This window comes from Enterococcus sp. AZ101, assembly GCF_050499005.1.
GTDB classification, from domain to species: domain Bacteria; phylum Bacillota; class Bacilli; order Lactobacillales; family Enterococcaceae; genus Enterococcus_L; species Enterococcus_L ureilyticus.
Genome location: NZ_JBMHEZ010000004.1, coordinates 1 through 25680, shown reverse-complemented (window position 1 = coordinate 25680; position 25680 = coordinate 1). Strand labels below are relative to the sequence as shown.

General features: G+C 33.5%; 30 protein-coding genes and 1 pseudogene. 26 read left to right on the top strand and 5 right to left on the bottom strand.

Annotated features, from left to right (window positions below):
• Nucleotides 1–5 precede the first annotated feature (5 nt).
• The 11 genes and pseudogenes from IGJ50_RS16860 to IGJ50_RS16810 all read left to right on the top strand — a co-directional run bounded on the left by IGJ50_RS16860 (nucleotide 6) and on the right by IGJ50_RS16810 (nucleotide 11190).
• Nucleotides 6–248: a hypothetical protein gene (locus tag IGJ50_RS16860; protein ID WP_429951620.1), complete on the top strand. Its 243-nt coding sequence runs from the start codon at nucleotides 6–8 to the stop codon at nucleotides 246–248.
• A 72-nt stretch (nucleotides 249–320) separates the two neighbouring features.
• Nucleotides 321–806 carry a DUF3801 domain-containing protein gene (locus IGJ50_RS16855; protein ID WP_429951618.1) on the top strand — a complete coding sequence of 162 codons (486 nt, stop codon included), beginning with the start codon at nucleotides 321–323 and terminating at the stop codon, nucleotides 804–806.
• On the top strand, nucleotides 806–2620 hold the full coding sequence (locus IGJ50_RS16850; protein WP_429951616.1) for a VirD4-like conjugal transfer protein, CD1115 family: 1815 nt from the start codon (nucleotides 806–808) through the stop codon (nucleotides 2618–2620). The genes IGJ50_RS16855 and IGJ50_RS16850 overlap by 1 nt, the downstream gene beginning before the upstream one ends.
• Nucleotides 2621–2683: 63 nt before the next feature.
• Nucleotides 2684–5842 (top strand): toprim domain-containing protein, encoded by a 3159-nt coding sequence (locus IGJ50_RS16845; RefSeq protein WP_429951613.1) that lies wholly within the window; start codon nucleotides 2684–2686, stop codon nucleotides 5840–5842.
• A 71-nt stretch (nucleotides 5843–5913) separates the two neighbouring features.
• Nucleotides 5914–6921: pseudogene (locus IGJ50_RS16840) on the top strand (ArdC-like ssDNA-binding domain-containing protein); the annotation flags it as partial.
• Nucleotides 6922–6972: 51 nt separating this feature from the next.
• Entirely contained in the window at nucleotides 6973–7248 is a 276-nt protein-coding gene (locus tag IGJ50_RS16835) for an LtrD (protein ID WP_429951611.1), read from the top strand.
• A gap of 230 nt (nucleotides 7249–7478) precedes the next feature.
• A complete protein-coding gene (gene mobC, locus IGJ50_RS16830) occupies nucleotides 7479–7835 on the top strand; it encodes a plasmid mobilization relaxosome protein MobC (protein WP_429951609.1) in 357 nt (118 codons plus the stop codon).
• Nucleotides 7836–9521, top strand: coding sequence for a relaxase/mobilization nuclease domain-containing protein (locus tag IGJ50_RS16825; RefSeq protein WP_429951606.1), 1686 nt, complete (start codon nucleotides 7836–7838; stop codon nucleotides 9519–9521).
• A gap of 20 nt (nucleotides 9522–9541) precedes the next feature.
• On the top strand, nucleotides 9542–10270 hold the full coding sequence (locus IGJ50_RS16820) for a DNA/RNA non-specific endonuclease (protein WP_429951604.1): 729 nt from the start codon (nucleotides 9542–9544) through the stop codon (nucleotides 10268–10270).
• A 113-nt stretch (nucleotides 10271–10383) separates the two neighbouring features.
• Nucleotides 10384–10485, top strand: a complete 102-nt coding sequence (locus IGJ50_RS16815) for a putative holin-like toxin (RefSeq protein WP_069653760.1) — start codon at nucleotides 10384–10386, stop codon at nucleotides 10483–10485.
• Between the two features lie 186 nt (nucleotides 10486–10671).
• A complete protein-coding gene (locus IGJ50_RS16810; RefSeq protein ID WP_429951601.1) occupies nucleotides 10672–11190 on the top strand; it encodes a hypothetical protein in 519 nt (172 codons plus the stop codon).
• 163 nt (nucleotides 11191–11353) lie between these two features.
• On the opposite strand, the gene IGJ50_RS16805 is transcribed toward IGJ50_RS16810, so the two are convergent.
• From IGJ50_RS16805 to IGJ50_RS16785, 5 genes are all read right to left on the bottom strand, one after another.
• Complete coding sequence (locus IGJ50_RS16805; protein ID WP_429951599.1) at nucleotides 11354–11953, bottom strand: recombinase family protein; 600 nt, start codon at nucleotides 11951–11953, stop codon at nucleotides 11354–11356.
• A gap of 15 nt (nucleotides 11954–11968) precedes the next feature.
• Nucleotides 11969–12784: an AAA family ATPase gene (locus IGJ50_RS16800; protein WP_429951597.1), complete on the bottom strand. Its 816-nt coding sequence runs from the start codon at nucleotides 12782–12784 to the stop codon at nucleotides 11969–11971.
• Nucleotides 12777–14216, bottom strand: a complete 1440-nt coding sequence (locus IGJ50_RS16795) for a Mu transposase C-terminal domain-containing protein (protein ID WP_429951595.1) — start codon at nucleotides 14214–14216, stop codon at nucleotides 12777–12779. The genes IGJ50_RS16800 and IGJ50_RS16795 overlap by 8 nt, the downstream gene beginning before the upstream one ends.
• On the bottom strand, nucleotides 14209–14787 hold the full coding sequence (locus IGJ50_RS16790; protein WP_429951685.1) for a recombinase family protein: 579 nt from the start codon (nucleotides 14785–14787) through the stop codon (nucleotides 14209–14211). Before IGJ50_RS16790 ends, IGJ50_RS16795 begins: the two co-directional genes overlap by 8 nt.
• 241 nt (nucleotides 14788–15028) lie before the next feature.
• Nucleotides 15029–17041, bottom strand: coding sequence for a CHAP domain-containing protein (locus IGJ50_RS16785; RefSeq protein WP_429951593.1), 2013 nt, complete (start codon nucleotides 17039–17041; stop codon nucleotides 15029–15031).
• A gap of 680 nt (nucleotides 17042–17721) precedes the next feature.
• Between IGJ50_RS16785 and IGJ50_RS16780 the strand changes: the two genes are divergently transcribed.
• The 15 genes from IGJ50_RS16780 to IGJ50_RS16710 form a co-directional block, all read left to right on the top strand.
• Nucleotides 17722–18105, top strand: coding sequence for a hypothetical protein (locus tag IGJ50_RS16780; protein WP_429951591.1), 384 nt, complete (start codon nucleotides 17722–17724; stop codon nucleotides 18103–18105).
• A 13-nt stretch (nucleotides 18106–18118) separates the two neighbouring features.
• Complete coding sequence (locus IGJ50_RS16775) at nucleotides 18119–18781, top strand: hypothetical protein (RefSeq protein WP_429951589.1); 663 nt, start codon at nucleotides 18119–18121, stop codon at nucleotides 18779–18781.
• A gap of 25 nt (nucleotides 18782–18806) precedes the next feature.
• Nucleotides 18807–19673 carry a hypothetical protein gene (locus IGJ50_RS16770; protein WP_429951587.1) on the top strand — a complete coding sequence of 289 codons (867 nt, stop codon included), beginning with the start codon at nucleotides 18807–18809 and terminating at the stop codon, nucleotides 19671–19673.
• Nucleotides 19674–19712: 39 nt separating this feature from the next.
• Complete coding sequence (locus tag IGJ50_RS16765; protein ID WP_429951584.1) at nucleotides 19713–19967, top strand: helix-turn-helix transcriptional regulator; 255 nt, start codon at nucleotides 19713–19715, stop codon at nucleotides 19965–19967.
• Nucleotides 19964–20650, top strand: a complete 687-nt coding sequence (locus IGJ50_RS16760; protein ID WP_429951582.1) for a hypothetical protein — start codon at nucleotides 19964–19966, stop codon at nucleotides 20648–20650. Before IGJ50_RS16765 ends, IGJ50_RS16760 begins: the two co-directional genes overlap by 4 nt.
• Nucleotides 20651–20890: 240 nt before the next feature.
• A complete protein-coding gene (locus tag IGJ50_RS16755) occupies nucleotides 20891–21457 on the top strand; it encodes a recombinase family protein (RefSeq protein WP_429951580.1) in 567 nt (188 codons plus the stop codon).
• Between the two features lie 74 nt (nucleotides 21458–21531).
• Nucleotides 21532–22188: a hypothetical protein gene (locus IGJ50_RS16750; RefSeq protein ID WP_429951578.1), complete on the top strand. Its 657-nt coding sequence runs from the start codon at nucleotides 21532–21534 to the stop codon at nucleotides 22186–22188.
• 86 nt (nucleotides 22189–22274) lie between these two features.
• Nucleotides 22275–22724: a hypothetical protein gene (locus IGJ50_RS16745; RefSeq protein WP_429951575.1), complete on the top strand. Its 450-nt coding sequence runs from the start codon at nucleotides 22275–22277 to the stop codon at nucleotides 22722–22724.
• Between the two features lie 105 nt (nucleotides 22725–22829).
• A complete protein-coding gene (locus tag IGJ50_RS16740; protein ID WP_429951573.1) occupies nucleotides 22830–23090 on the top strand; it encodes a hypothetical protein in 261 nt (86 codons plus the stop codon).
• A complete protein-coding gene (locus IGJ50_RS16735) occupies nucleotides 23090–23305 on the top strand; it encodes a hypothetical protein (RefSeq protein ID WP_429951571.1) in 216 nt (71 codons plus the stop codon). Before IGJ50_RS16740 ends, IGJ50_RS16735 begins: the two co-directional genes overlap by 1 nt.
• Nucleotides 23306–23463: 158 nt before the next feature.
• The gene (locus tag IGJ50_RS16730; RefSeq protein ID WP_429951569.1) at nucleotides 23464–23949 is read left to right on the top strand and encodes a hypothetical protein; all 486 of its coding nucleotides are present in this window, start codon (nucleotides 23464–23466) and stop codon (nucleotides 23947–23949) included.
• 186 nt (nucleotides 23950–24135) lie between these two features.
• Nucleotides 24136–24573, top strand: a complete 438-nt coding sequence (locus IGJ50_RS16725; RefSeq protein ID WP_429951567.1) for a helix-turn-helix domain-containing protein — start codon at nucleotides 24136–24138, stop codon at nucleotides 24571–24573.
• A 38-nt stretch (nucleotides 24574–24611) separates the two neighbouring features.
• A complete protein-coding gene (locus IGJ50_RS16720; RefSeq protein WP_429951564.1) occupies nucleotides 24612–24839 on the top strand; it encodes a hypothetical protein in 228 nt (75 codons plus the stop codon).
• Nucleotides 24840–24874: 35 nt separating this feature from the next.
• Nucleotides 24875–25114: a hypothetical protein gene (locus tag IGJ50_RS16715; RefSeq protein WP_429951561.1), complete on the top strand. Its 240-nt coding sequence runs from the start codon at nucleotides 24875–24877 to the stop codon at nucleotides 25112–25114.
• 46 nt (nucleotides 25115–25160) lie between these two features.
• Nucleotides 25161–25680, top strand: a 520-nt coding sequence (locus tag IGJ50_RS16710) for a hypothetical protein (protein ID WP_429951559.1), incomplete at its 3' end; no start/stop codon positions are given.

Sequence of the window (25680 nt, the reverse complement as noted above, 5' to 3'; positions counted from 1 at the left end):
TTAAAATGAAGAAACTTCAACCATTTACAGAAAAAGAACTTTTGAAATTGGCAAAAAAAGGGACATTAGTCAAAAGATTAGATAAAGGAACTAATTTTTCCATTGATACTCGTAAAATCATGCACAAGTATAAAAAATGTATTGGAGCCGTTCCCATGTATAATCTATTCAAGAAAAAAATAATGAGTGTTTATGTTGTTTATGAAGATTTTGACGATACCATCAAGTATTATGACTATCCACAATAATTGTGATTTTGGAATGAGGCAAAATCTAGTTTAAGCCAGTCTGAGGGTACAAACTTATTTTGAGGTGAGTAAATGGAACAGCGAGAAATCGTCCATCGATATTATATAATGGGGACTAACACGTTGGATAAGACACTCCAGGCGTTGTCTCACTTATCAATGGATGGACTAGTAAAAATAAAAGACAGTCGTTTCCCTATGAATGGTGAAACGAATTTGTATAAACTCATGAGCAGAAGTGATCCTTTAACTTCGGCTTTTTTAAATGAAAAAGTTAATTTAACAAAATTAAAAGAATACTTGGGAGAACAAGGGCTTCCCTTTGCCTTCTGGGAGACATCAGAAGGCACGAATCTATACTTTCGAGTGAAAGATAAAGAGTTAGCAAAAAAGGCCTTAGAACGAGTGATAACAGATATTAAGAAAGACCCAAAAAAGATTTTGAAGAAACCAGGAACCATGACATTTGAAGAAAAAATCGCTTATGCTAAATCTCAAACGGCTTATAAAGGTTCTATTCAGCCAACCAATCAAAAAACGAAAGGACGTGGTATTTAGTGCAGATATACAAAAAGAAGCTGAAACCATATCTTATTCTTGCATGTGTATTATTTGTTATTGGCTTTTTGATAGGAAATTTCTTTTGGTTGTTACCAGGATATGATTACTCGTTAAAACTGAATTATTTGTTTACAAGAGAACTTCTACCATACGTAGGGAGTTCTTTTTTTTCATTCTTTATCACGCCTAGCTTTTTAGCGTTTGGTGTGGGATTCTTAGGTTTCTTCAGTGGGTTATTAATGTATGTCTATGATAACGATCGAGGAACTTATCGAAATGGTGAAGAGCACGGTTCTGCTAGATTTGCGACTAAAGAAGAGATCAAAAAATTTGCAGATGAAATCCCTGAAAATAATTTGATCTACACGAGAAGTGCACGAATGGGCCTTTTCAACCGAATACTTGCTTACGAATATCAAAAAAATAAAAATGGCGTGGTCGTAGGTGGCCCTGGAACTGGTAAAACCTTCACATTTGTCAAACCTAATTTGATGCAAATGAATGCCTCATATATTGTTACCGATCCTAAAAAGTTACTAGTCCATGAAACAGGTAGCATGTTTAAGAAGAATAATTATAAGATCAAAATATTTGATTTGGCAACACTTGCCAATAGTGATAGTTTCAATGTTTTTCAGTATATTCACACAGAATTAGACATTGACCGTGTACTAGAAGCAATTACTGAAGGAACAAAGAAAAATGATCAACAAGGAGGGGATGACTTTTGGAGACAAGCAGAAGCATTGTTGATTCGATCGTTTATCGCTTACTTGTGGTTTGATGGGAAAGATAATGATTATCTTCCACATTTGGGTATGATCGCAGATATGCTACGCTTTACTGAACGTAAAGACCCTAAAGTTCCAAGTCCTGTAGAAGAATGGTTTGAAGAGCAGAATGAACGGTACCCGAATAATTATGCTTATAAACAATGGTCTTTGTTCAATGATCTGTATAAATCAGAAACTCGTATGAGTGTTCTTGCAATAGCAGCTGGTCGTTATTCAATTTTTGATCATGAACAAGTGGTTGATATGGTTCGTACCGACACAATGGATATCGAATCATGGAATGAGGAAAAAACAGTAGTGTTTATTACCATTCCTGAAACGTCTGATACGTACAATTTCTTGTCAGCTATTTTTCTTGCGACTGCAATGGAAGTTTTAAGAAATAAAGCTGACCAAGTATTAACTGGTGCTCGTGTATTAAATGGGCTAAAACGGTTGTTGCATGTCCGATTTATCATTGATGAATTTGCAAATATTGGACGTATTCCAAATATAGACAAGGCTTTAGCGACGTTTAGAAGTAGAGAAATGTCGATTGTTATTATTCTGCAAGCATTGGATCAACTAAAAACAATGTACAAATATGGTTGGGCAACGTTGGTCAATAGCTGTGATAGTTTTCTCTTTCTAGGAGGAGATGAAAAAGAGACTACAGAATATCTTTCTAAACGAGCAGGTAAGCAAACAATTTCTATTAGAAAACATAGTATTTCTAAGGGAAGACAAGGAGGTGGCTCTGAAAACCGTGATACCATTGGCCGTGATTTGTTAACGCCTGATGAAATTGGTCGATTAAAAGGATCAGATGCGCTACTTTATATTTCTGGGCAATATGTTTTTAAAGACAAAAAGTATAAAGTAAGCGATCATGAGAAAGCTTCAGAACTTGCCAATGATCCTGGAGACGAAAACTGGTACACATACAAACGTTATCGTAATGAGGAAGAAGAGTTATTGGATAAAGTCAGAAAAGAAGATATTGTGGATCACGGCACGATTATGGACGATGCTGCATAAGATAAAAAATGGAACGATCAATTAACGATCGTTCTTTTTTTGTTTTGGAAAGGGGGAATGAATGTGGCGCAAACACATGAACAACGCAAAAAAGCATTAGAAACAGCTGAAGAAAAAAATATCGTAGAAGTTGCCCAAAGTTTAGGAATGGATTTAGTTCGGAATGGTCGTAACTATACCTGGTCAGATCACGATAGTTTTGTTTTTAATACTCGAAAGAACTTGTTTTATTGGAATTCTCGCCAAAGAGGTGGGGGCGCTATTCAACTAGTTCAAATCGTAAAGGACTGTAGTCCAAAAGAAGCGGTCAATTACTTGAATAACATTGAAGTTGGGTCTTTCGACGAAGTCAAACAAGCAAAAAGACGGCCATTTCACTATCACTTAAAAGAACATAGCAAAATGGATGCGACAATTGATTATTTAGTCAATGAACGGAAGCTTTCCAGAGAAACAGTTGACTTTTTTGTAGAAAAAGGGCTAATTGCACAGGCTACTTATAAGGATAAAGAATCAGGAAAAACGGAACCTGTCGTTGTATTCAAGCACTTTGGCTTCGATGGAAAGGTAAAGGGAATTGCTTTACAAGGAATGTGGGAAAATCATGAATTACATGGTGACAGAGGCTATTTAAAAAGAACTTGGGGTGATGGCTACTACGGATTAACCGTCCGAATTGGTAATCCCCCAACAGAAGCCACCGCTACAAAAGAAAATCCACTGACGATCATTGTATTTGAAGCGCCAATAGATCTTATGAGTTATTACGAACTAAACAAGGAAATGATAGGTGATGCGGTACTGCTTTGTATGAACGGCTTACGGAAAGAGACCGTTTCAAAGTATGTCGCTAATTTTTTAGGCTCCGCTGTTTCTGAAGAAGAAAAAATCAATGTATTAACGAAGCTACAAAAGTCAACATTAAAAACGGACAAAATCAAATTTGTTTTCGCTGTAGATAATGATCAAGCAGGGAAACGGTTCGTTAAAGGTTTTGGACGAGGATTTGGTGTAATGAAAAAAGAGATACCACCACTATTGCCGGGGAAACCGAAGTCCGATTGGAATGATCATGTGAAGGATAAAAAGAGCAAACAACTTATCAATAAAGGGGAGCAAAAAAATATGGAAAAAAGACAAGCACAATCAGTAGAGCCAACTTTAGAAGAGCAAAATGTAAAGCAAGAAAAAAATGTACCTCAATCAAAGACGTTTACTGTTAAAAATGATTATTTGTCAGAACTAAAAGAGGTTCTAGAAAAATCCATTCAGACGATGGAAAATACCAATGACCCCACACATTACCTAACAGAAGAAGACGTAAAAAAGATCATGGACGAACATTTTGCAAAAATAGAACAACTAATCGCACACTTTCAGACCTCACATGACTTATTAAAAGAACCAACAAAAGAAGAAGCTGTGCAGCTAAAAGAAGGATTAATCCAAACAGTAGAATCGGTTAATTCAGAGGTGACACGGTCATTAGCTGATGCTTTAGCAGAAACAAAACAGGTGGCTGTATCGAATGTTAAAGAAAAAGCTAAACAGTTACGAATCTATGTGAAAAACGCTTTTAATAAGCCAATACTAGCGCTTAACAACAAAATCAGAACCTTTGTGGAGTCCATTGATCGACGTTTTGCTTTAGAAACTGGAGAAAAAAAAGAAGCGATTGTGTCTGAAGAAGTAACGAAAATTTCAGAAGATAAAAAGGAGGAAGTGCTCTTAAATCAGGATTCTGCATTAATCAAAGACGTTCAAGAGTACATTACCCTGAATGAAACAAAAGAAACACTCTTATCACAGATCCAACAGGAAATACAAACGAATCCATTAGCGAAAATCGATACACTTCAGAAAGAACTAGAAGAAAATCAACAAGCTATTGCAGCAGTAGAAAGTCGTATTGAAGCTTCCACACCTAAAATGAATGAAGCCGCAACGAAAGAAGTTAAAGGTGAAACCTTGAATGAGTTGTCAGATCTTGTGAAGGAAAAAGAGCGCTTGGAACAAGAACGAGCACAACTCGTTCAACAACCAGAATTTTTACGTCAAGAAGGCTCAATCGACATATTCAAGCGAGTAGATCAACAGTTAAACACTGTGAATGACAAACTCACTTCCGTTGAAAAAGGAACTCATGAAGAGACAAAAAAAACAGAAGTAAAAGAACTTACGGTAGATCCGTTCGTTGCTGCTTCCGCTGTAGCAGCGAAGCAAGTCGTTGAACATAAAAAGGATCAAAAGGAATCACTAAATACTGCACTCTCTACTCAAAATACGGATGCAATCAATACTCAGCTAAAGTCAAATATGGCAGACTATTATGATCCAAAAAATGTAAAAACGTATCTTGATTCCGCTAGCAAGTTCCATAATTACTCTCCTAAAAATGTTCAATTGATTATGGAACAAGATCCTAGGGCAACACAAGTAGCAAATGAGAAGAAATGGGAGTCGCTAGGATACGAGCTACGAGAAGATGCGAAACCAATCCAAATTTACCAACCTATATTTGTACCAATTCAAGATGAAGAAGGACGAGTTAAATATAAAGAAAATAACCAACCAGAAACAACGGTTGATTTCCAATTGAAGCCTGTTTATGATGTCAGTCAAACAACAGCTGGTCAATTAAAAGCACCGATCACTTATGACTTATCAAATAGGGAGCAGTTTATGGCAGTCTACGAAAGTTTGGCCAACTTATCGGATGCCGACATTACGTTTCAACCACTAGGAAATCTAAATAGTCACTATGATGCAGTGAATAAAACTGTCGTTATCAATGAAGGATTAGGAAAAGAAGGAACCATTCAGACCCTTCTCAATGAAGTGATTCCTTTACACAATATTGAAAATGAGATTCTAAAAAAAGATCCTTCACTGAATGTCTTTGAACAAGAAGCGACAGCCTATATGGTGGCCAATCATATTGGATTAGATACGAGTTCCTTTACATTTGCTTCTCTTTCTAAATTAAAAGAGGAAGGGTATGCCGTTGAAGATTTCACGAAGTCACTGACGGATAGTTCAAAAAGTGCGACCGAAATTATCAGTACAATGGATAAAAATTATACCAAATCCAAAGAAGTAAGTAGTACAAAAAATAAATTTGAAGAAAGAGTTGTACAAGCAAAAGTACAGTCAAAAGAAGTCGCTGAACACTATCAAAAACAAGAAAAATCGGTAGAGCAAGCACCTTCATTAAGAAGATAATGCAAGGGAACACAACACTAGAAGGGAGATTCTTCATGGTAGAAAAATCATTTGTGCAAGAGAGCAAATCACCTAAACTCTCTCTTTCAGAAATTATAAAGAAGAAAGATTACAAAGCATTGTCTGAACACTTGGAAGAGGGGATCAAGGATTATTTAGACAGCGATACCTTTCAAAACTATTTAGATTTTATTTCTAAGTTTCATAAGTATTCTCAAAAAAATGTCCGATTGATTTTAGCTCAAAATCCAATGGCTCAACACGTTGCAGGCTTTCAAGCTTGGAAGAAAAAAGAACGATATGTTAAAAAAGGGAGTAAGGCAATCTACGTTTATGCGCCTTACTTTAAAGATAAAGTAGATAAAGAAGGCAATAAAGTAACCGATGAAAATGGTGAGATCGTCAAAGAAACACGTTACTTCTTAACCCCTGTTTTTGATGTTAGTCAAACAGAGGGGAAAGAAATTCCTAAACCTGTTTACAACCTATCAGAGGATATGGACGACTCAAAAACATTTATGCAAACGTACAAGGCATTGGTGGAACTGTCACCAGTGCCTGTTTCTATTCAACCTATTCCAATTGAAGCCAACGGCTACTATGATTCTACAAAAAAAGAAATCGTTGTCCGTCAAGGATTAGGGGAGATCATGACCCTAAAAGTGTTACTTCATGAACTGACCCACGCAACACTTCATACTGATTCGCAAGCATACTTTGGTGACCAGACATATTGCCGTCAAGAATTTGAAGCGGAATCTGTCGCCTATATTGTATCGAATCACCTTGGATTAGATACAAGTGATTACTCATTTGGCTATCTGTCTTCCTGGACAGATCAGGGAAATAAATTAGAAGAATTGACCACTTCATTAGAAACCATTACAACACAGGCCAAAGGGTTGATTGAACGTGCAGATAAATTATTAAACAGAGTATATACACTGGATGCACCTACAAATAGATTTGAAGAACGTCTTGCACGAGCAAGAGGACAAGAGCTACCTGAACCACGAACACCTGTTAAAGAATATGAGGTAGCTGACCCAAAAGTACACCGTCCCACGAAGACTCTGTGAGTCAACGGTTCGGGACGAATCCAAAAGAATTGACGAAAGGAGCGCCAACAAATGGACAATCTAACCGATGAAAGCAAGTTTATTATTGCACAATTTTTCTTGGATGATCCAACAAGTGAAGTCCCACGTATTCACTCAAAGAAGAGAGAAAAAAGAAAAGGAACAGTATTGAAAGAGTTGGACACACTGATCCATGATTTAGAAGAAATTGAAACAGATATTGATTTAGAACCCTACAAAGAAGCCGCAAAAACTCTTCGTAAGTTACGTGGAAAAGAGGAGTACACGAATTTTGTGGATGAATTGTTGCAGCCTTATATATCATAAGCACTCAAATAGTATGAAAATAGGTCAATAAAAGTCAAAGATAGAAACGGGGATTGGGGGAGACCCCAAAAATTTAAGAGCCACCTACCTGCTTTTTAGGTAGGTGGCTTTTAAAATATCGCAACATGCTAGCATGTTGCTCCGCTTGCAAAAAGAAAGTCTACCCCTGGTATTTGGGAGGTGTCAACTAAGGCAACTCAAATAGGAAATGCAAAGAAGGTGAATGTACTATGGAAACAAAGAAGAAGTTGCGACGTCCAATTCAACGGATTATCCGTTTCTCGAAAGAAGAAAATAGATTAATAAATAAAAAAGTTGAGGAGAGTTTCTTTCCTAACTTTCAAAACTTTGCACTACACATGTTGATTCAAGGAGAAGTACGACACATTGATTATTCAGAGCTGAAACAATTGACGATGGAGGTTCATAAAATTGGGATCAATATCAATCAAGTGACCCGACTGGCCAATCAGTTCAACGAAATTTCGAGTACTGACATTCAACAATTAAAAAATGAATTAACAGCTTTAACGGAGACCGTTCAGTCCAACCTCGCAACGTTGATCAAACTAAAGGAGCGGACGTAAATGGTGTACACAAAACATTTTGTGATCCATACATTTGATAAACTGAATAACGCATGTGGCTACATTGAAAATGCGGAAAAAACAATTGTTACGAATGAAGACACACATGATCACCTTGCACATTTATTTCAATATATTGCAAATGATGAGAAAACAAACATGAAACAATTGGTCTCAGGGCATGGCATTATCGATCCAACAAATGCTTATGAAGAATTCAAATTCACAAAATTGAGAACGGCTTTTCAACAAAAAAAAGGCTATACACTTGATCTAAAAACAAACAAACTTGTCCCACCGTCACTAACAGAATTAGAACGAAAAAATGCGGTACTGGCTCACCACTTGATCCAATCGTTCTCACCAGATGATAATTTGTCTCCTGAAAAAATACATGAGATTGGGTATAACACTGTCATGGAATTAACAGGTGGCGACTATGAATTTGTGATTGCGACTCATGTAGACAAAGAGCATATTCATAATCATATTTTGTTCAACTCAACAAATTTAAAAACAGGAAAAGCCTTTCGATGGCAGAAAGGAACGAAACGAGTTTATGAACAAATATCCGATAAGATTGCAGCAAAAGAAGGCGCAAAAATTATCGAAAAATCACCAAGACAAACTCATACAAAATATACAAAGTGGCAAACAGAATCATTATTTAAACAGAAAATAAAATCGAGAATTGATTTTTTGCTAGAGCATAGTTCGTCGATTGACGACTTTCTTCAGAAGGCAAGTGCGTTAAATCTATCCGTTGATTTTTCTAAAAAGTGGTCAACCTATAAATTATTAGATGAACCGCAGTTAAGAAATACGAGAGGCCGAAGCTTATCGAAAAAAAATCCTTATCGTTACAACTATGAAGCGATCGTTGAACGATTGAAAGAAAATACAACGATATTTAGTGTTGAGGATGTAGTTACTCGCTATGAAGAAGTTGAGACAAAAAACGAGAATGATTTTGACTATCAATTAACAATAGAGCCCTGGCAAGTCTCACACAAAACGGAACGAGGATATTATCTGAATATTGATTATGGATTCGGCAATCATGGGAAATTATTTATTGGAGGATACAAGGTAGACCCTTTAGAAGATGGTAATTTCAACATTTATGTGAAGCGTAATGACTATTTTTACTTCATGAATGATAAATCGTCGAGTGACAGTAAATATTTGACGGGTACTTCTTTGATAAGACAATTACGCCTCTATAATGGGACAACACCATTAAAGAAAGAGCCTGTCATGCGAACGATTGATCAGCTTGTAGATGCGATCAATTTCTTGGCCGAGCATAAAATTGAAGGGACACGTCAACTCAACACGTTGGAAGAAAAACTGATAGCTGCTTTTTCAGAAGCCGAAGAAACGTTAGATCACTTAGACGAGAAAATCATTGAGTTAAATAATTTAGGTAAGTTATTACTGGAGAAAGAAACGCAAGGTGATACAGAAGAGATACAGAAGCAACTTCATGAAATACTCACAGATGCGACACTTTCAGAGTTCACTTTTGAAGATGTTCAAGGGGAAATAGAATCTATTACATTGAGCCAATCGTTACTAGAGAGTAAGCTAGAAAATACTCGAAATGAGATAGACAAACTCCATGAAATTCAAGCAATTCAATCTCAAAAGGAAGAACAAGAAAAGAATTTAAAACCGAAAATATAGTAAGAATGTGAGGAAAGAAAATGAAAAATAAATTTACACTCAGGAAGCTGTCTATACTAGCAGCTTTCTTTTTTTTGTTGATTGGTTGTAGTAGGCAGTTAGATTCTATTGAACTTACAAGCAACAGTTCATTGGATTCAACAGAAGTTTCTCAACAAGAAAATTCTTATTCAAGTGATTTCCCTGTAGAGTATGACGGCATAAATCAAGAGATTGTACTTAATAGTAATCAGCCAACATTTACTGACACTGATTTAGATTTATCAAAAGGTGTATGGCACTCTTTTTCAGATTTGGATCAGTTGAATCGTGTCGGTGTGGCCAATGCCTTGATAGGAAAAGAATCATTTCCAACTGAAGAAAGAGAGCCGCTAACTATTAAGCCTACAGGTTGGAGACAAAAGAAACTTTCAGATGGTCAATGGCTCTACAATAGATGCCATCTGATTGGTTTTCAGCTTACTGGAGAAAACGACAACATGAAAAATCTTATGACGGGTACCAGGCAATTCAACACGCCACACATGTTGAACTATGAAAATCAAATCATGGATTATATCCGATTAACAGGAAATCATGTTCGTTATCGAGTCATGCCTCATTTCATTAACAATGAGTTAGTAGCTCGTGGTGTACAAATGGAAGCAGCAAGTGTTGAAACAGATGAATTTGCCTACAACGTTTATATTTTCAACGTTCAAGATGGCTACTCTATTGACTATTTAACGGGAAAAGCAATAAAGAATTAGGAAGAAAATTATGCTATAATAGCAAAGTAGAAAAGTTATGACGGTGGCTATCTTTGAGGGGTGGTGGTGCTTATGAATGTAAGTGCTAAAATCTTTAGAAAGGAAATGCCTTTTTGTCTGCATATGAAACAATTCAGACGATTTTTGCATTTGGTATGTTTACCATTGCTTTAATCAGTTTGATTGTGAAGTTGCTAAAAAACGACAAAAAATAAATGACCGCTCATTAACTTTGGCAAGTTAGCGATCATTTAAATATGAAATTAAATTTGCTACCGTCTTAAACGGTTCTACACAAGAGGGATATGTTATCAGCATATCTCTCTTTTCGTTTTCATTATAGCATTTTTTCGCTTTATTTATCAAGTTAATAGAATTTATGCTTTGGAAAGGAAAATAATATGATTAAGTATAGTAAAAGAAAAAAATTTAGAAGTCGAAACTATCTAATAGCTATAAAAAGAGAAAGATACAGCAAATTTGCAGATCCGGATACTTATATTTATCCTGAAAGTGAATATAGACTTTCATGGGATGAATTTTTTTTATTAAGTGGGTTAACAATAGAAAAAGGACAGCTATTTAAAGAGAAGTTCATTCACTATTATTTTCATTCTGGTTATTCTGTGGTTAACTTATTAGATAAAAAACATTTTAATCCCTATCAACAGCTAATAATTAGTTATCGTGAATTATCCATACTGAAATTTCATTTCCCAACAAACTATACTAATTTTTTATTAAACTACCAATATCAGTTACTCCTACAAAAATATAATATGTACGAAGCTATTCCGACAAAAGTTAAGAAAAGATTTATCCAATCTGTATATAAAATGACAGATAACTCTGTAGACAGTATAGATAAATTTTATGAAGGTTATGGTAAATCATATAAAGCAGAAAAATTTAGTATGTAAAAATAGGGTATAGTCAAAAGTGATCTTGTGCAGCTTGTCATTTTTCTTTTTAAATGGCATGTTTTTTATCTCGATAAAAGGCAAACTAACCATAGAATAATTTACTGTTTATATAAACAAGTTATTCTATGGTTGATTTGCCAACTAATAATTAGCTTCCAAGTTATTCTTCTAATTCCCGCCTAATTCGATAAATTGTCGGTCGAGTTATACCTGTCATACTTTCAATAGTAGTAATTGGAAAGCCACTTAGCAACATGTCCTTAACTTGAAAATAAGTAGCTCTTGCTTTAAGATTTTTTGAATTGGCAGAGTACAGGGTCGGTCTCCCTTTATACACGCCATTTTCTTTGGCCCGCTGAATGCCTAGTATTTGTCGTTCTCTGTTCCATTCTTCCTTTATACGAGGTATCTCTTCCAACAGATCTACAAACAGTTGGAATCCTAATTTATTAAATTGAGTATTGTCAGTTTCAAAATTTAAAAAATTAGAATTTATAACTGTTAAGTGTACTTTTTTAGAGTGGATAGAAATTACTCGATCACGAATTTCACGATAATTTTTTCCTAAGTGATTTAGACTTACAATAATTATTCTATCCCCAGGTTGGACCCATTCCAACATTAATTGGAACTCTTTCTTACTTGTACCTTTAGTAGGTAGATCGACAAATATTTTCTGTATATCAAATTCAGCTAATTGATTTTTAAACAATGAACTCTTTTTTTCGTTTTTGTACATAGATGTATAGGCTACGTTCATTTACTCACTCCAATTCTATTTTATCCCAATCACCAGGCTATCTCGTGCTGCTTCCACAACTTCTACAGAAATAGTCTTTAATTGATTTATTTCGAGTATTCGATCAATTTGAGTAAACAGTCTATGAATTAAACGGAAATTCCCACCGGTAATTTTTACAATGCTAGTAATTGCTTCGTAATCTGAGAAGTCTTCTAATTTTATGGGAATACCTAATTCTGACCATTTATATTCTAATGTATGATGAGTTTCGTCTTTACTTAATTTATCAAACTCATGTGAAAATCCGATTCGAGAATAAAGTTGTGGGTAGCGGGATAACCTTTTCTCTATACCAGGCATTCCAATAAATACCATAGCTAAATTGTGCTGATCATAGATGTCCCTAAGTTGTTCTAAATGTTGTAGTTTCAAACGATCAATTTCATCGATGATAATCAATTCAATTTCTTCGAATTCACTAAGTTGAATAGGTTCAATTTCACTTTCAGTTATTTTTGATTGGTATATTGACTTGCCATAAGACATTTTATAGCCCAGATCACGAATATCGCCACTTATTTTTGAACCTTTCTCAGCAGGTGCTGTATAAAAGAGTTTATTGGCCACTATTAGTTCTTTAGTGGCATATTTTCCCACCTGTGAAAGTAGTTGGTAATCTAACTGCGAACCTATCATGTTCCAATTTGTATAATGGCGAGAAGATAAAGTTTTACCTACGCCTGGTGTACCGTAACAAATCCCAATATATTTATACTTAATACATGCATCACAAAACTCAGCAAACCTTTTATATTCTTTTGTTTCAATAAATTGCTTTGTATTAGTCATTGAAGTACCTCTTTATTTTGGATTTATTAGATTTTTCATTTTTTATAGTTGATTCTGACAGTTTATCTTCTATTACAGTCTGTGCCACTGAGTTTATTTCTACAGATTCTTCTTTTAACTGACGTCTTCTTTTATTTCTAGCAGCTACGATATCATTTAGATCAACAGTGAGATTTGATAGGTTGGGAGCTATAGCTGTACATAGATACATATTTTGGAAAAATACTCGAATCTCTGCTAAATCTTTAGGATTATATCGAATTTGAACAGATTCACCTACATACGCAGATAAGTTACTATTTATATATTTAAATCCTTGAAAATATATACCATCTGAATGAACCTTTCGGGCTTTGGATATATGCAGTAATAATAGATCCAAGTCTTCCAAAGTATCAGGCATTTGTGGTAAAAAACCTGAGGCGTTCCAGAGGTTAACGGGTGTTTCTTGAATACTTGTATGAAGTCTATGATTGTAATTGTAAATAAGAAAATCTTCGAGCTTGCGCTCTAGTTCTTGTATTGTTAATAAAGTTTCTGACTTACGATTTTTAATATATCCAGGTAAATTTTCCAAAAGTAATTGATTCACACTTTGAAAAAAACGCTCTATTTTACCACGTCCTCTAGGAACACCTATTTTTGAAAAAATAAGTTGCATTTTTAAATCAATGGCAACCTGCTCTAGCTGTTTAGATGTAAAATCACTTCCATGATCAGTATAGAACTTTTCAGGTATACCACAAACAGGCCATTTGGGATTTTCTTTTCTCCATATAGCCTGGTAAAGCATTAGTGCTGTATTAATTGCTGACGGATTTTTAAACGAGATATAATATCCTGCAACTGCTCTACTGTAGTCGTCAATAATGATTGAGAGCCACGGTCTACATATTCTATTTTTTTCGTCTAAAACTTCAATGTCTAATAAAGTGTGATCCGCTTGCCAAATTTCGTTTGGTCGCTTCGATTCTCTTGTATAAACCAAGTCATATTTCTCTGAATAAAGTTTCTGACCATTATGAGCTAATTCAATCATTGAATCTGGGAGTTCCTTGACTATTTTGTATACCTGTTGATAGCTAGGAGCTGCTAACTCTTGTTGTTCACACTGAGAAATGATCTTCCGATGAATTGTAGCAATGCTAATTTGTCTATTACTCAAGCGAGAATTCTTGATTAAAGATTTTATATAATTTTCAACCTTTATATCCCCTAAATCTGATCTTTTCTGCCGAATCAATCCTTTTAAGCCTTTTGCATTATACTTTTCTTTCCATCTATATAAAGTCCTTAAAGGAATACCAGTATCGGAAGATATTATTGATAAAGGATGGTCATTCAGTATATTAGGTTCAATAATTTTATACTTATTTTCAGCAATTTCTCGCTGACTATCTGTAAAATAGCTCAAAGGTTTAAAGTTATTCATACTCTTTCTCCATCTTCTCTAGATAGCGATAGACAGTTGTTCGAGAAATATTCCACTTATCTGCAATTGCTTTAATTGGTGTTCCATTATCTACCAAAGTTTTCAATAATTCCAAATCTTGTTTCGTTAATTTTTCTGGTCGTCCACCAAAGCGCCCTCTAGCTCTTGCAGCGGCTCTACCAGCAGCAGAACGTTCTAAAATGAGATTACGCTCAAATTCCGCAAATGCTGCAAATAAATGAAAAATCAATTGACCTGTAGTACTAGATTTATCCATTGTGATATTTTCTTGTGTGCTATGGAAGCTCACCCCTTGTTCATTTAATCGATTTACTAAAGAGATTAAATCTTCCATATTTCTCCCTAAACGATCTAATCGCCATACAACAATTTTGTCTCCAGCGCGCGCATACTCGATCGCAGCTTCTAAACCAGGACGTTTGCTTTTTGAGCCGCTCAAATGATCTGTAAAGATTTTTTCACAGCCATATTTTTTTAGACTGTCTTCCTGAAGATCCAAATTTTGTAATCCAGTTGATACTCGTGCATAGCCAATATTCAAAATAATCAACTCCTTTCCACTTGATTGTACCATATGTTCAATCAACATAATTAATTGAACATAGATTTTGTTACGGCTTTTTGAACACTATATAGTAAAAAATTAGAACAAAATACTTAAAAAAAAGAAGTGTCCAGAAAATGGTCATTTTCTGGACACTTAGTTTTTACTTCAGTATAACTTTAATTGCAAATCCATCTTCTAATTTAATTAATTTTGAACTTGTACATAATGATACTAATTGTAGTAATTACTGCGGAGTGGACAGTAAATCACTTTCGTAGAACCATTGATCTGATTCTTGAACCTTATATATTCTGATACTATTCCATTCTTTTTTAATATATCTCATATCTTCAATCATTAATTCTTTTTCTCGATCTTCTTTACTAATGTCCTTCCCACCGTAATAGAAATAGGCAGATTCTTTAATTTGCACAGAAGTATTTGTAGGTATAATCTCATAAGAACTTGTTTGTACTTCTAAATCCCCTTCATAAAACCATCTATTGAATCCTTGAATTTTATATATTCGGATACTATCCCATTTTTTTCTAATATCTTTAACATTTTCGATCACATATCCTTTATTTTTATCCTCTGAACTAATAGCCTTTCCATCCGAATCAAGTGTGGCATTTTCTTTTAACACTACACTTGTCCCATTTTTCAAGTAAGGATAAGGACTCGTTTGTATTTCTAAGTCCCCTTCGTAAAACCATTGATCTATTCCTTGAGCCTTGTATACTCTTATATTGTCCCATTCTTTTCGAATATATTTCATATTTTCTATGATTAAGCCTTTATCTCGATCTTCTTTACTGATGTCTTTCCCACCGTAATAGAAATAAGCAGATTCTTTAATTTGCACAGAAGTATCTGTAGGTATAATTTTATACGGGCTCGTTTGTACTTCTAAATCCCCTTCATAAAACCATCTATTGAATCCTTGAACTTTATATATTCTGATACTATCCCATTTTTTCCTAATATCTTTAACATTTTCGATCACATATCCTTTATTTTTATCCTCTGAACTAATAGCCTTTCCATCCGAATCAAGTGTGGCATTTTCTTTTAACACTACACTTGTCCCATTTTTCAAGTAAGGATAAGGACTCGTTTGTATTTCTAAGTCCCCTTCGTAAAACCATTGATCTATTCCTTGAGCCTTGTATACTCTTATATTGTCCCATTCTTTTCGAATATATTTCATATTTTCTATGATTAAGCCTTTATCTCGATCTTCTTTACTGATGTCTTTCCCACCGTAATAGAAATAAGCAGATTCTTTAATTTGCACAGAAGTATCTGTAGGTATAATTTTATACGGGCTCGTTTGTACTTCTAAATCTCCCTCATAAAACCATCTATTGAATCCTTGAACTTTATATATTCTGATACTATCCCATTTTTTCCTAATATCTTTAACATTTTCGATCACATATCCTTTATTTTTATCCTCTGAACTAATAGCATTTCCATCTGAATCAAGTGCAGCATTTTTTTTTAAGACAACACTCGTCCCATTTTTTAAGTAAGGATAAAGACTCGTTTGTATCGCTACATCCCCTTCATAAAGTAATTTATTTGATCCTTTAATAGTATATGCTCTTAAACTGCCATATTTTTCTGGGATATCTTTATAACCAGTTATAATATATCCATTCATTTTATCGGCACTTGATATAGCTGTTCCATCATAAAAAACAGTAGCTTTATCTTTTATCATAATACTAGTTTCATTAGGAATAAGAGGGAAATTTTCTGTTTTGATATCTTTAAAATGTATATATCCATCTACAGCGTTTTTATTAATCCAACGTGAGTTATAGTTTCCATTATAATCATAGTTGTATTCTTCAATAAGAACTCTATTCCCATCTACAGCTGCTACCCAAGCAACATGATATTTAGCATTCCAATAGGCTACAGAACCACGTTTCGGGTTCATATCAACTTTATAACCCAAACTACGTGCATTTGCCCCCCAAACATTTGCATTCCAATTACCAGGTGGTCTCGGAATATTAAATTTGTTTGCTACACTTAACCGGTTTGCAACAAAAGAAGTACATTGTCTAACATACATCCCCCAAGAATCTGGTATCTCAGAATTCACAGGATATTTTTTCCATTTTGCTGGATAATCATCTCCAATGATGGTATCTGCTGCACTGACAGCCTTTGGCTGCCAAACGCTGCCTATGCTTAAAAACATCATAACTAAAATCCCCAATAATATTTTTTTCTTTTTCTTCATTTAACAACTTCCTTTCTTATAGTAAGTAAAAATAACGTTATAATTTCTAACGTTATTTTTACTATATCATTTATCCGTAAACAAAGGAAGAAGGAAAATAAGAATTGTTATATTACACTTCTATAATCCAAGTTTTTTTGAAAATAGTATATTCATTTAACCAGTGATTTCTGTTGAACAGGTAGAAGTCTTGATTTTTTCGGTATTCCCTATCTGTTCAATAAAGTGTCATCATTTTCTGCACACTTAGTTTTCCGATTATTTCTTAAAATAAACAAAACCCACTCATCTATTTTGAGTAGGTTTCATTGTCACATATAAAACTGATCCTTCTTAGAACAAAAACGCTGTGTTCTACTTCAACTGCCCTGAAAGGAGGTGTTGAACCAATTATATCAAAATTCTGGCAGTTATGCCAAATAGTTCGAGCAATCTAATAGAACAGATAATGCCATTTATCGAAATAAGAATCGTGCCATTTAAAAAGAAAAATGACAAGCTGCTGTGAGATCACTTTTTTGTTGTAAATCATACGTGTAAATAAACAGAATCTTACATAAGCACGTTGAGTCAGATTTTTTACTTTTGTGTAAATTTCTTTACTAAATTACCATATTACAGTTGTGTGCCGTACTGTAATATGGTATACTATATTTAACAAGTTAAGGAAAGGTGAATTTATGAATATAGCGGATAAGCAAAAAATAATCCAATTGCTTCAGAGTGATACAGCATATCAGTTGACTAATTTAATCGAAAAAAAAATTAGTGAAACTATGCTTAAAAGGTATCAAAATGGTTTAGATCCAACTTACAAAGGAAAGGAAACAAACAAAGTAGATATAGGTAAAATTAGTTTGGATAATGGGATTCTTCTAACCGATGTATCAATCAAATTATTTGGCGGCAGCATGAAAACAGAAGAGAAAATTCAAGAAGAGATCCAACAGCTTGAAACGATATTAGAAGTTACGGATGGGAAAGAAAAGGTTATCGAACTAAAAGCTAGGATAGACGCATTGGAATGGGTTTTAGCAGGTAGTGAACCAATACATATTTATTAAAGGAGAGAGTAAAATGACAGATCAAAAAAGAAAGAAAATTATTTTCGGAGACGTGGATGCGATTGTAGAAAGTATATTGATGAACAGAGCGATTGAAGTTTCTAATCCAGATGTTTGTAAGAATATCGAACCATTTACAAACTATGAGCTAAAAGCTAAACTAGTCTACTTAGTTGGTTCAAACCTAACTAATGATTTAGTTGAAACGGGGTTTAATCTATCAGGAAATATCATGCATGTGCAGCCTTCGTTTACTGATGTTAAGAAACTCAGTTACAAATGCATTTGGGAAATGACGAACGAAGAAATAGTTGACCAAGTAGTCAATGAAATCAATGAACTGTTTTTAGCAGATGATGAAAAGCCAACCATGTCTAATGATGAAACAGAAAAACAAAGTGAAAGCGAAAATCCTTTTGCTGATATTTTTGCACCTACAAGAGTTTTCTCAAAAGAATTAAAAAGAAAAATAAACTTCTCACTTCAAAAACTATTTTTTGATTCTTTTTCAAATGATCAAATAGGAGACGGTAGTTGGGATTTCCCTGGAAGCAACTTTGGTATAAAGAGGTCAGATAGGACGATAGCAACTGTGTATGCATATTTAGATGAACCTTTAAGTGAAGCTGAACAATATGATGCTGAAGATGAAAATAGATTTTTAATCTATCAATAGAACTGAAATCAGGAATGAGGTAGCTATGTATATTACCAAAACGAAAAGAGAAATCATTGTCAGTTGTCCGTACAACACAGATTTTATTGAAGAATCACACAAGTTGAAAGGAAAATGGTTACCAGGTAGTAAAACCTGGTCCTTTCCCCTAGATCAAGAACAAGTTGTTTTGCTTGCTGTTGAAAAAACGTTTGGTCGAGTTCCTGATCAATCTATTTTAGGTTGGGGATCGATGACTAAAGCCGATATTATTAGATGTTTAGTAGCTAGTATCGAGTCAAATGGTCGGCCAGTAAATTATAAGATAGATAAAAATAGTGTTAGGGTTTATCAAATCAGCAATCAAATTGGAAAAAGTAATTCGATCTATTTTGATTTATCAGATGATCGATATCTATCAATCACAATAGAATTTGTAAATCTTAGTGTAGCGGTTATGGTAAAAGATATAGTAACTACTTTTGAAAAATCAGAAGTAAATGAGAATTATTTTGTTGGTTTGATGGTGTTTGAAAGAGTGACTCCTTCTTTTCTTAAAGTTTTAATTGGTATTATTGATGGGAGTATCTATCCTCATGATCCACATACAAAACTTTCTCCTTATCAAAAGGGCTTATTGAGTGAATTTATTCGATGGGACATGGAAAAAGATAATCCGATGTACAGGGGGATCATGAATAAACGAGTTTTTTTAAAAGATAAATACAACAATGAGCTTTATGGATGGACAATCGATGAAGTTAAGCAGCTGCTAGAGTTTAATGATTATGATGTGAAATCGATACAAAAAATCAAACATGAAAATACAGAAATTGAAGTTGTAGTATGTGTTGGCTTTGCTGTCAAAGCGAACGGAGTAGCATTCGCTTTTGATCAAGAGAAAATGAATTAGAAAGTAAGAATAAGATAGGTAGCAAGGTGATTTTAAGTGGTGGAAATACGAAGACCCAAACGAGAAAAAGAAGCCCCGTACGTATTTAATAACAGAATAAGAGAAATACGAGAAAGTAAGGGAATGTTGCGTACAGAATTAAGTAGAAAGGTAAACGTCTCTTATCAAACAATGTATCGATTAGAAAGAGCAGAATTTTCTCCTAGTTTATTGTTAGCGCATGACGTTGCTGATGCATTGGGCAGATCCATTGAGCAAGTCTTTATTTTTGAAAAGAAAGAAGGAGTGTCATGAATGAAGATATGATAAACAGACTAATAAAGGCTATTGAGTCACCAGATTATTCAGGTATTATTATTCAAGTTGTGGGTATTATATTTCCGTTAGTTTGGGCAGTTTTGGTTGCTAAGAATGAAGCTAAAAAAACCAAAGAAGATATAAGAATTAAAAATCAAATTCTTGATAATCGTCAAGAAAAATTAGAAAGAATTCAATCGTCAATTAATGATAGTATCAATATGTTAACAAAGCAGCAGTTAGAATTATCTACTACGCAACAAAAAGTAGAAGAAAATCTTCGTGAATTGACTAGGTTAGCAGAGTTATCTAGAAATGCAAATATATTAAATATGGAGATATCCTTTCCAAGTTTTTTTGAGAAATATAAAGTGTTTGAAAAAAACTTTACTGCGGCAGCATATTACAGATCGATGTATCTTGAAAAAGAAGAAGATTTTCCTGCTAAAGAGATTATGGAGTTAAGGAAGACAGTTGATAATGTAAATAGTAGCAATCTCGCTTTTTTTGATTCAAAAGAGGTGCCTAATTATGTGTATAAAGAATTTGAAAATCTAAAACATGTTTTACTTATGAATTCAGTATATCCTAAAAAAATGTTGAAAGATTACTACTTAGGACCATTCTTAGAAATAGAAGAAATTGTTAATCAACTAAATCGAAAGCTTGATCAAAAATGACTCAGCTTTCTTCTCGAAATTGATCCAGTGAAAACTGACACAAACGGATTGTGTCAGTTTTCTTAAAATGTGCGATTACCAAAAACATTCGTTTTAGGTATAGGTAAATTCTTATAATAAAGTAAAAATGAAAATCTCTCTATGTAGAGGTTTTTGTTTTAACGATATATCACCTAAACTTATACGTAATTCTATATTCTAATAACCACCGTATATGGTATAATTAGGTGAGGTGATTTCGTGAAATACACATATGGATATGCGAGAGTGTCTACTCAATCGCAAGAATTAAATCGACAACTGGATATTTTAGAGAAATATTCATGTGACATAATTTATACAGAAAAAATCACAGGAACAAAAGCGAGTAGACCAGAACTAAATAAGCTAAAAGAAAATGTTCGAGAAGGTGACACGGTTGTAGTTGAAAGTTGGAGTAGGTTAGGTCGTAGCACAAGAGACTTAATTGATCTAGTAGAATTTTTCTCTAAGAAGAAAGTTAGCGTGATCAGTGCGAAAGAAAAATTTGATACGTCCACTCCACAAGGCAAATTGATGTTGACAGTATTTCAAGCTTTTTCAGAATTTGAACGGGATATAATTGTTGAACGAACAAATGAAGGACTTAAAAGCGCACGAGCAAGAGGGCGTGTTGGTGGACGTCCCAAAAAATCTGAGAAGAAAATTCAGCTAGCACTAAAGCTATATGATACAAAGCAGCATTCATTAAGAGAAATAAAAGAAATGTCTGGAGTTAGTCCGACAACTCTGTATAAATACCTTGAAAAAAGGAAAAACGGTGAATAGAGAGCGGTTCTAAGACGAATTCAAATTTGAATGAAGACGATTCTCTACAAAAAAAGATTTGTAGGAGGAAAAGAATGACAGAATATGTTTCTTTGGGTATATCAATTGTAGTAGCTACTATTGCAGCGATAGGAATATTTCAGACAAGAAAATCTATCAAAATTTCTTCAAATCAATTTCTTTTTGACAGACGATCAGAAGTTATTTCTTTGTATAAGGCAATTGTAAGTACTAAATCTATGCTACATTTTAGTGATTTTACGGACAATGAAGAATTTTACAGTGATATTTTTAAGTATGAAGAACGAAGTAAGAATTTGTTATCGATTATAAAAATGGAGTTTGCAAGCGTGACCGATCATGCTCTATTGTACGAACTGTTTGAGCTTTGTGAATCAGTAAATACAGATCGTTTTATAAAGGAACGAAGAAAGTTTTTATTGTTTAAAAACGATTTGAATGAAAAAAAGGACTCAATTGATTATCTATTTTCAAGTAAGGAATTGAGACAGACACTGTTTGATGTACTGAATAAATATGAAAAACTGTTACAACTGTATAGTTCGGTTTATTATCAAATCGACAAAATCAATTCTCATGAATCAATAAGGGTGTTGCTGCTATCTTATAAAAAATTATCTGATGAGGGTAATAGTTTGAAGAACACTCTAGAAAATCTTGAAATACAAAAGATTGAATCCATGATAAAGAAAGAGTTAACTGTTTTTTAAGATTAACGATTTGAATTCCTAAAAAGGATCAATAATTGAAAAAATTCAATTTAAAAATATTTTAAATTTGGGAGGAGATTCACTTTATGAAAGTAATTACAGTGAGTGGTAAACCAGGCACAGGGAAAACAACTGTTTTAGGTAGGTTACATACTAGTTTGATAGGCAATAAAGGTTATACTTCCATACTGAAGCAAGATAAACATTCTGAAGATACACCTAGTACAGTATCTATAGATCCAAGTTCAGTTTCTGATCATATTTATATTTTCGAGAAACAAATTCCTTCAGATAAATCAAAAAAAATAAGAATAGGATTAATGACTGAAGGTGATTTTCCTCATAAGATTCCTTTAACGTTAAATTACTTTTTAAAAGAAAATTGCGACTATGCTATTTTAGCTAGTCGTATTGGAGCAAATTTCAATAGGAATTTGTCGAGTGTAAATGGCTATTATACAAGCTTTCATAAAGATGACAATACCCTTATTGATAATGATAAAGTTCTTAAATTACTAACAAATTTAATTCCTTAAAAAATTATTACAGGATTAAATTTTTATGGTGATGTAACTGAAAAAGCAATTGACAATTTAGAATCTAGTTTTCAAGATTTGTTTTTCCAGTCGGAAGACTATGAATTGAAAACATTTGAAAGACAGTTCTTTGAAGATAAAAATACTAAAACGATATTGGCGAAAATGCCTGCGGCTATTCAAAAAATTAGTCATAAGCTACCTTTCTACAGAGCAGTGTTACAAGAAGAACTAGATAGTGAAAATCTAAAGAAGGTTAGTACTATTCGCTATTACGTAGATATAAATCGTATTTTCTATGTTCAAATTATCTTTGAAATGAGTCAAAGACTTTGTACCAAAAAGGATCAGAAAGGAAGAATGTAATGGTTGGAAGTTTTGAATTAAATACATCAAATGGTAGTTATCAATGTACACACAGTGAAATGGATATTGGAACATTAATGACATTTACTAGTATGATTATTGAGAACGTTGCTTTTGAGCTTAATATGACTCAAGAGAAGTTGACAGAGATATTAATAGAAGGAAGCAAACAAGCCCCAACACATTTTCATGTTGGATTAGGAGATTTAGATTAATTATTTCCCAAAAAGGATCAGTAAAGGAGTGTATAATACACTTCTTTTTTTGCATAAAAAGACAAAAATTCGTACATAACTATTGACTGAATAAGCGGTAACGTGTACAATATAGTTATAAGTGATACAACTTATAACTATATTGGGAGGAATTAATCATGATTGAAAAAACAAGAGAAAATACAAGCGAAGAGAAGGATTTTAAGGAAAAACAAAAACATGAAGGGCTGATACGGATAAATAAATGGCAGCTAATTGATAATGTTACAACTGATTTTGAATGTGGAATTTTAAACTGTTCAACCGCTATAAATATTAATATAAATACTGGATCTGGAAATAATCAGGTTAGATACATTCCAAAATTAAATTGGCTAACAGATGAGGAAAAAGAAATTGTGGAAAAATTTGAAACTGAATCTGGTGGATTAGTATATCATATTGTTAAAACTCAAACTGACATGGGAATAATGTATTCTCTTTTATATGTATGTAAAACTGAGGACGAGTGGGAAATGGATCATGAAGATTTAGAAGATTATACCCAAGTATGCTATGTGTATAATCTATCCTGTCCTGATTTTTCAGAAATTGGATCTTGCCTATTTGAACAACGATTTGGTGGACTATTAAGAGTTTTGTAGGGGAAGAAAAGAATATGAGGTGAGCGCATTGAAAAAAACAAATAAAAAGAGTTGCTTGATTACGGCAAATAATCAAACAACAAACTAGTAAACACCTTGCAAATGTTCGCTATACTGTGATTATATCAAGTAATAGTATGGCGAACAACTTTTATTTGTTCTTCGTCTAAAAAGGTGGAATTATACATGACTAAAAAGTATGAATTAAGCAGTGAAGATTTGATGTCAGCAAGTGAAGCAAGTGGTCGATGGGGTTATGATGAAGGATATGTCAGACAACAATTATCTAAATATCCTGAAAAGTTCAAAGAAGGAACTATACGAAAGTTTGGTAAAACGTACATTATTACTCGTGAAGGAATGGAATATTTAACAGGAATGACAGAAAAAGAAGCTAACAGTGGGTTATGGGTAGTTAGGCATGAAAAAAACTGGATAGTTGATTTCGAGAAAAGAGTTGATTCGGAAATAGAAGCAAGAAATTTGATAGCTTCAAAAGTTGCTGAAGAAACTAAGGAAAAAAACTTTAAAATTAATTTTAAAGAATTGGATATCAAGAGTAAAAAATCATGTGTACGTATCAAGGGAAACAGTATTTACACTTATGAAAAAGCTAAAAAATAATATTATCAAAAAGGTTCACAACTGAAGGAGGAAAAATAATGAAAAGAATGTTAAACGAAATTGAAGCAGAATTTAGTAAACTAAAAAATCAAAAGGGTTCATACAAAAGAAATTTAGCTCTAGTAGAACTAATGAATGAACTTGAAAAAGGTTATGGAACAATGATCACTTACGAAACAGACGAGCAGCTGCAAGCAGAGCTAAGAAAGAATCCTGCAATGAGATTGTACAGGGAAATCTCTTTTGCAAGAACAAATGAAGATTAGTTTTCATAAAGGATAAGTAAGCGAGGTGCTGAAGTATGTTAAAAGGGTTCTTTAAGACAAAAGAAACAGTCACTGACAAAGACAATGAAACAGAGTTAGAGTTACATAAAAAGTTAAGAAAGTTAAGAGCAACAAGACAAATGTTGATTCCTAGACCAAAAAAAAAATTACTTTCAAAGTATGCTCTTAAAAACGATATTACTGTAAGACAAGCAATGTCGATTGAAAATATCGATCACGAAATTGAAGAAATAGAAAAAAAGTTAGGCGTTTGATAATTAATGATCGAATCCTGAAAGGATCAGTAGGAGGCTAAATATAATGAGTTTTGTTTCAGCATTTATTACGAAAGACTTTGCTTCTATCATGTCAGATGGACAGGTTACAGGAGATAATAAAGAATCAATACAAGAGGATTACAAAAAAATAATTAAAGTAAATAATTCTTTGATTGGTTTTACAGGAAATGGCACTGCACCTATCGAGTTTATGAAAGCAGCAATTAAGGAAGTAAGTACCATTATGGGCTTGGAAGTTCTTACCAAAGAAATACTTCAACTCCTTATTAGAGAGTGTCTTAATAAGTACAAAGAAAATTCTATCGCCAAAACGAATATAGTATTAATTGGTTTTAATGAAGGGGCTCCATTTATTAACACAATAAACTTGAATAATTCAGAAATTTACGAAGAAAAAATTGAATCAAAAGAATGTATAAATAGACTTGTTACTCTTTGTCCATTCGATTATAAATTAGAAGATGGAAGTGAAGGCGTTAAGTTTATGGAAAAAGTAAATACTATAGACGAAAATGAACTTAACCTAGATAGAATTATAGAAA

Bases quoted from the DNA above. Each gene is read 5' to 3' on its own strand.
- IGJ50_RS16795 (WP_429951595.1), bottom strand. From the start codon at position 14,216: ATGAATAACTTTAAACCTTTGAGCTATTTTACAGATAGTCAGCGAGAA.
- IGJ50_RS16770 (WP_429951587.1), top strand. From the start codon at position 18,807: ATGTATATTACCAAAACGAAAAGAGAAATCATTGTCAGTTGTCCGTAC.
- IGJ50_RS16745 (WP_429951575.1), top strand. From the start codon at position 22,275: ATGAAAGTAATTACAGTGAGTGGTAAACCAGGCACAGGGAAAACAACT.
- IGJ50_RS16835 (WP_429951611.1), top strand. From the start codon at position 6,973: ATGGACAATCTAACCGATGAAAGCAAGTTTATTATTGCACAATTTTTC.
- IGJ50_RS16730 (WP_429951569.1), top strand. From the start codon at position 23,464: ATGATTGAAAAAACAAGAGAAAATACAAGCGAAGAGAAGGATTTTAAG.
- IGJ50_RS16860 (WP_429951620.1), top strand. From the start codon at position 6: ATGAAGAAACTTCAACCATTTACAGAAAAAGAACTTTTGAAATTGGCA.
- IGJ50_RS16775 (WP_429951589.1), top strand. From the start codon at position 18,119: ATGACAGATCAAAAAAGAAAGAAAATTATTTTCGGAGACGTGGATGCG.
- IGJ50_RS16805 (WP_429951599.1), bottom strand. From the start codon at position 11,953: ATGAACGTAGCCTATACATCTATGTACAAAAACGAAAAAAAGAGTTCA.
- IGJ50_RS16800 (WP_429951597.1), bottom strand. From the start codon at position 12,784: ATGACTAATACAAAGCAATTTATTGAAACAAAAGAATATAAAAGGTTT.
- IGJ50_RS16810 (WP_429951601.1), top strand. From the start codon at position 10,672: ATGATTAAGTATAGTAAAAGAAAAAAATTTAGAAGTCGAAACTATCTA.
- IGJ50_RS16720 (WP_429951564.1), top strand. From the start codon at position 24,612: ATGAAAAGAATGTTAAACGAAATTGAAGCAGAATTTAGTAAACTAAAA.
- IGJ50_RS16715 (WP_429951561.1), top strand. From the start codon at position 24,875: ATGTTAAAAGGGTTCTTTAAGACAAAAGAAACAGTCACTGACAAAGAC.
- IGJ50_RS16780 (WP_429951591.1), top strand. From the start codon at position 17,722: ATGAATATAGCGGATAAGCAAAAAATAATCCAATTGCTTCAGAGTGAT.
- IGJ50_RS16825 (WP_429951606.1), top strand. From the start codon at position 7,836: ATGGTGTACACAAAACATTTTGTGATCCATACATTTGATAAACTGAAT.
- IGJ50_RS16855 (WP_429951618.1), top strand. From the start codon at position 321: ATGGAACAGCGAGAAATCGTCCATCGATATTATATAATGGGGACTAAC.
- IGJ50_RS16785 (WP_429951593.1), bottom strand. From the start codon at position 17,041: ATGAAGAAAAAGAAAAAAATATTATTGGGGATTTTAGTTATGATGTTT.
- IGJ50_RS16760 (WP_429951582.1), top strand. From the start codon at position 19,964: ATGAATGAAGATATGATAAACAGACTAATAAAGGCTATTGAGTCACCA.
- mobC (WP_429951609.1), top strand. From the start codon at position 7,479: ATGGAAACAAAGAAGAAGTTGCGACGTCCAATTCAACGGATTATCCGT.
- IGJ50_RS16750 (WP_429951578.1), top strand. From the start codon at position 21,532: ATGACAGAATATGTTTCTTTGGGTATATCAATTGTAGTAGCTACTATT.
- IGJ50_RS16725 (WP_429951567.1), top strand. From the start codon at position 24,136: ATGACTAAAAAGTATGAATTAAGCAGTGAAGATTTGATGTCAGCAAGT.
- IGJ50_RS16735 (WP_429951571.1), top strand. From the start codon at position 23,090: ATGGTTGGAAGTTTTGAATTAAATACATCAAATGGTAGTTATCAATGT.
- IGJ50_RS16820 (WP_429951604.1), top strand. From the start codon at position 9,542: ATGAAAAATAAATTTACACTCAGGAAGCTGTCTATACTAGCAGCTTTC.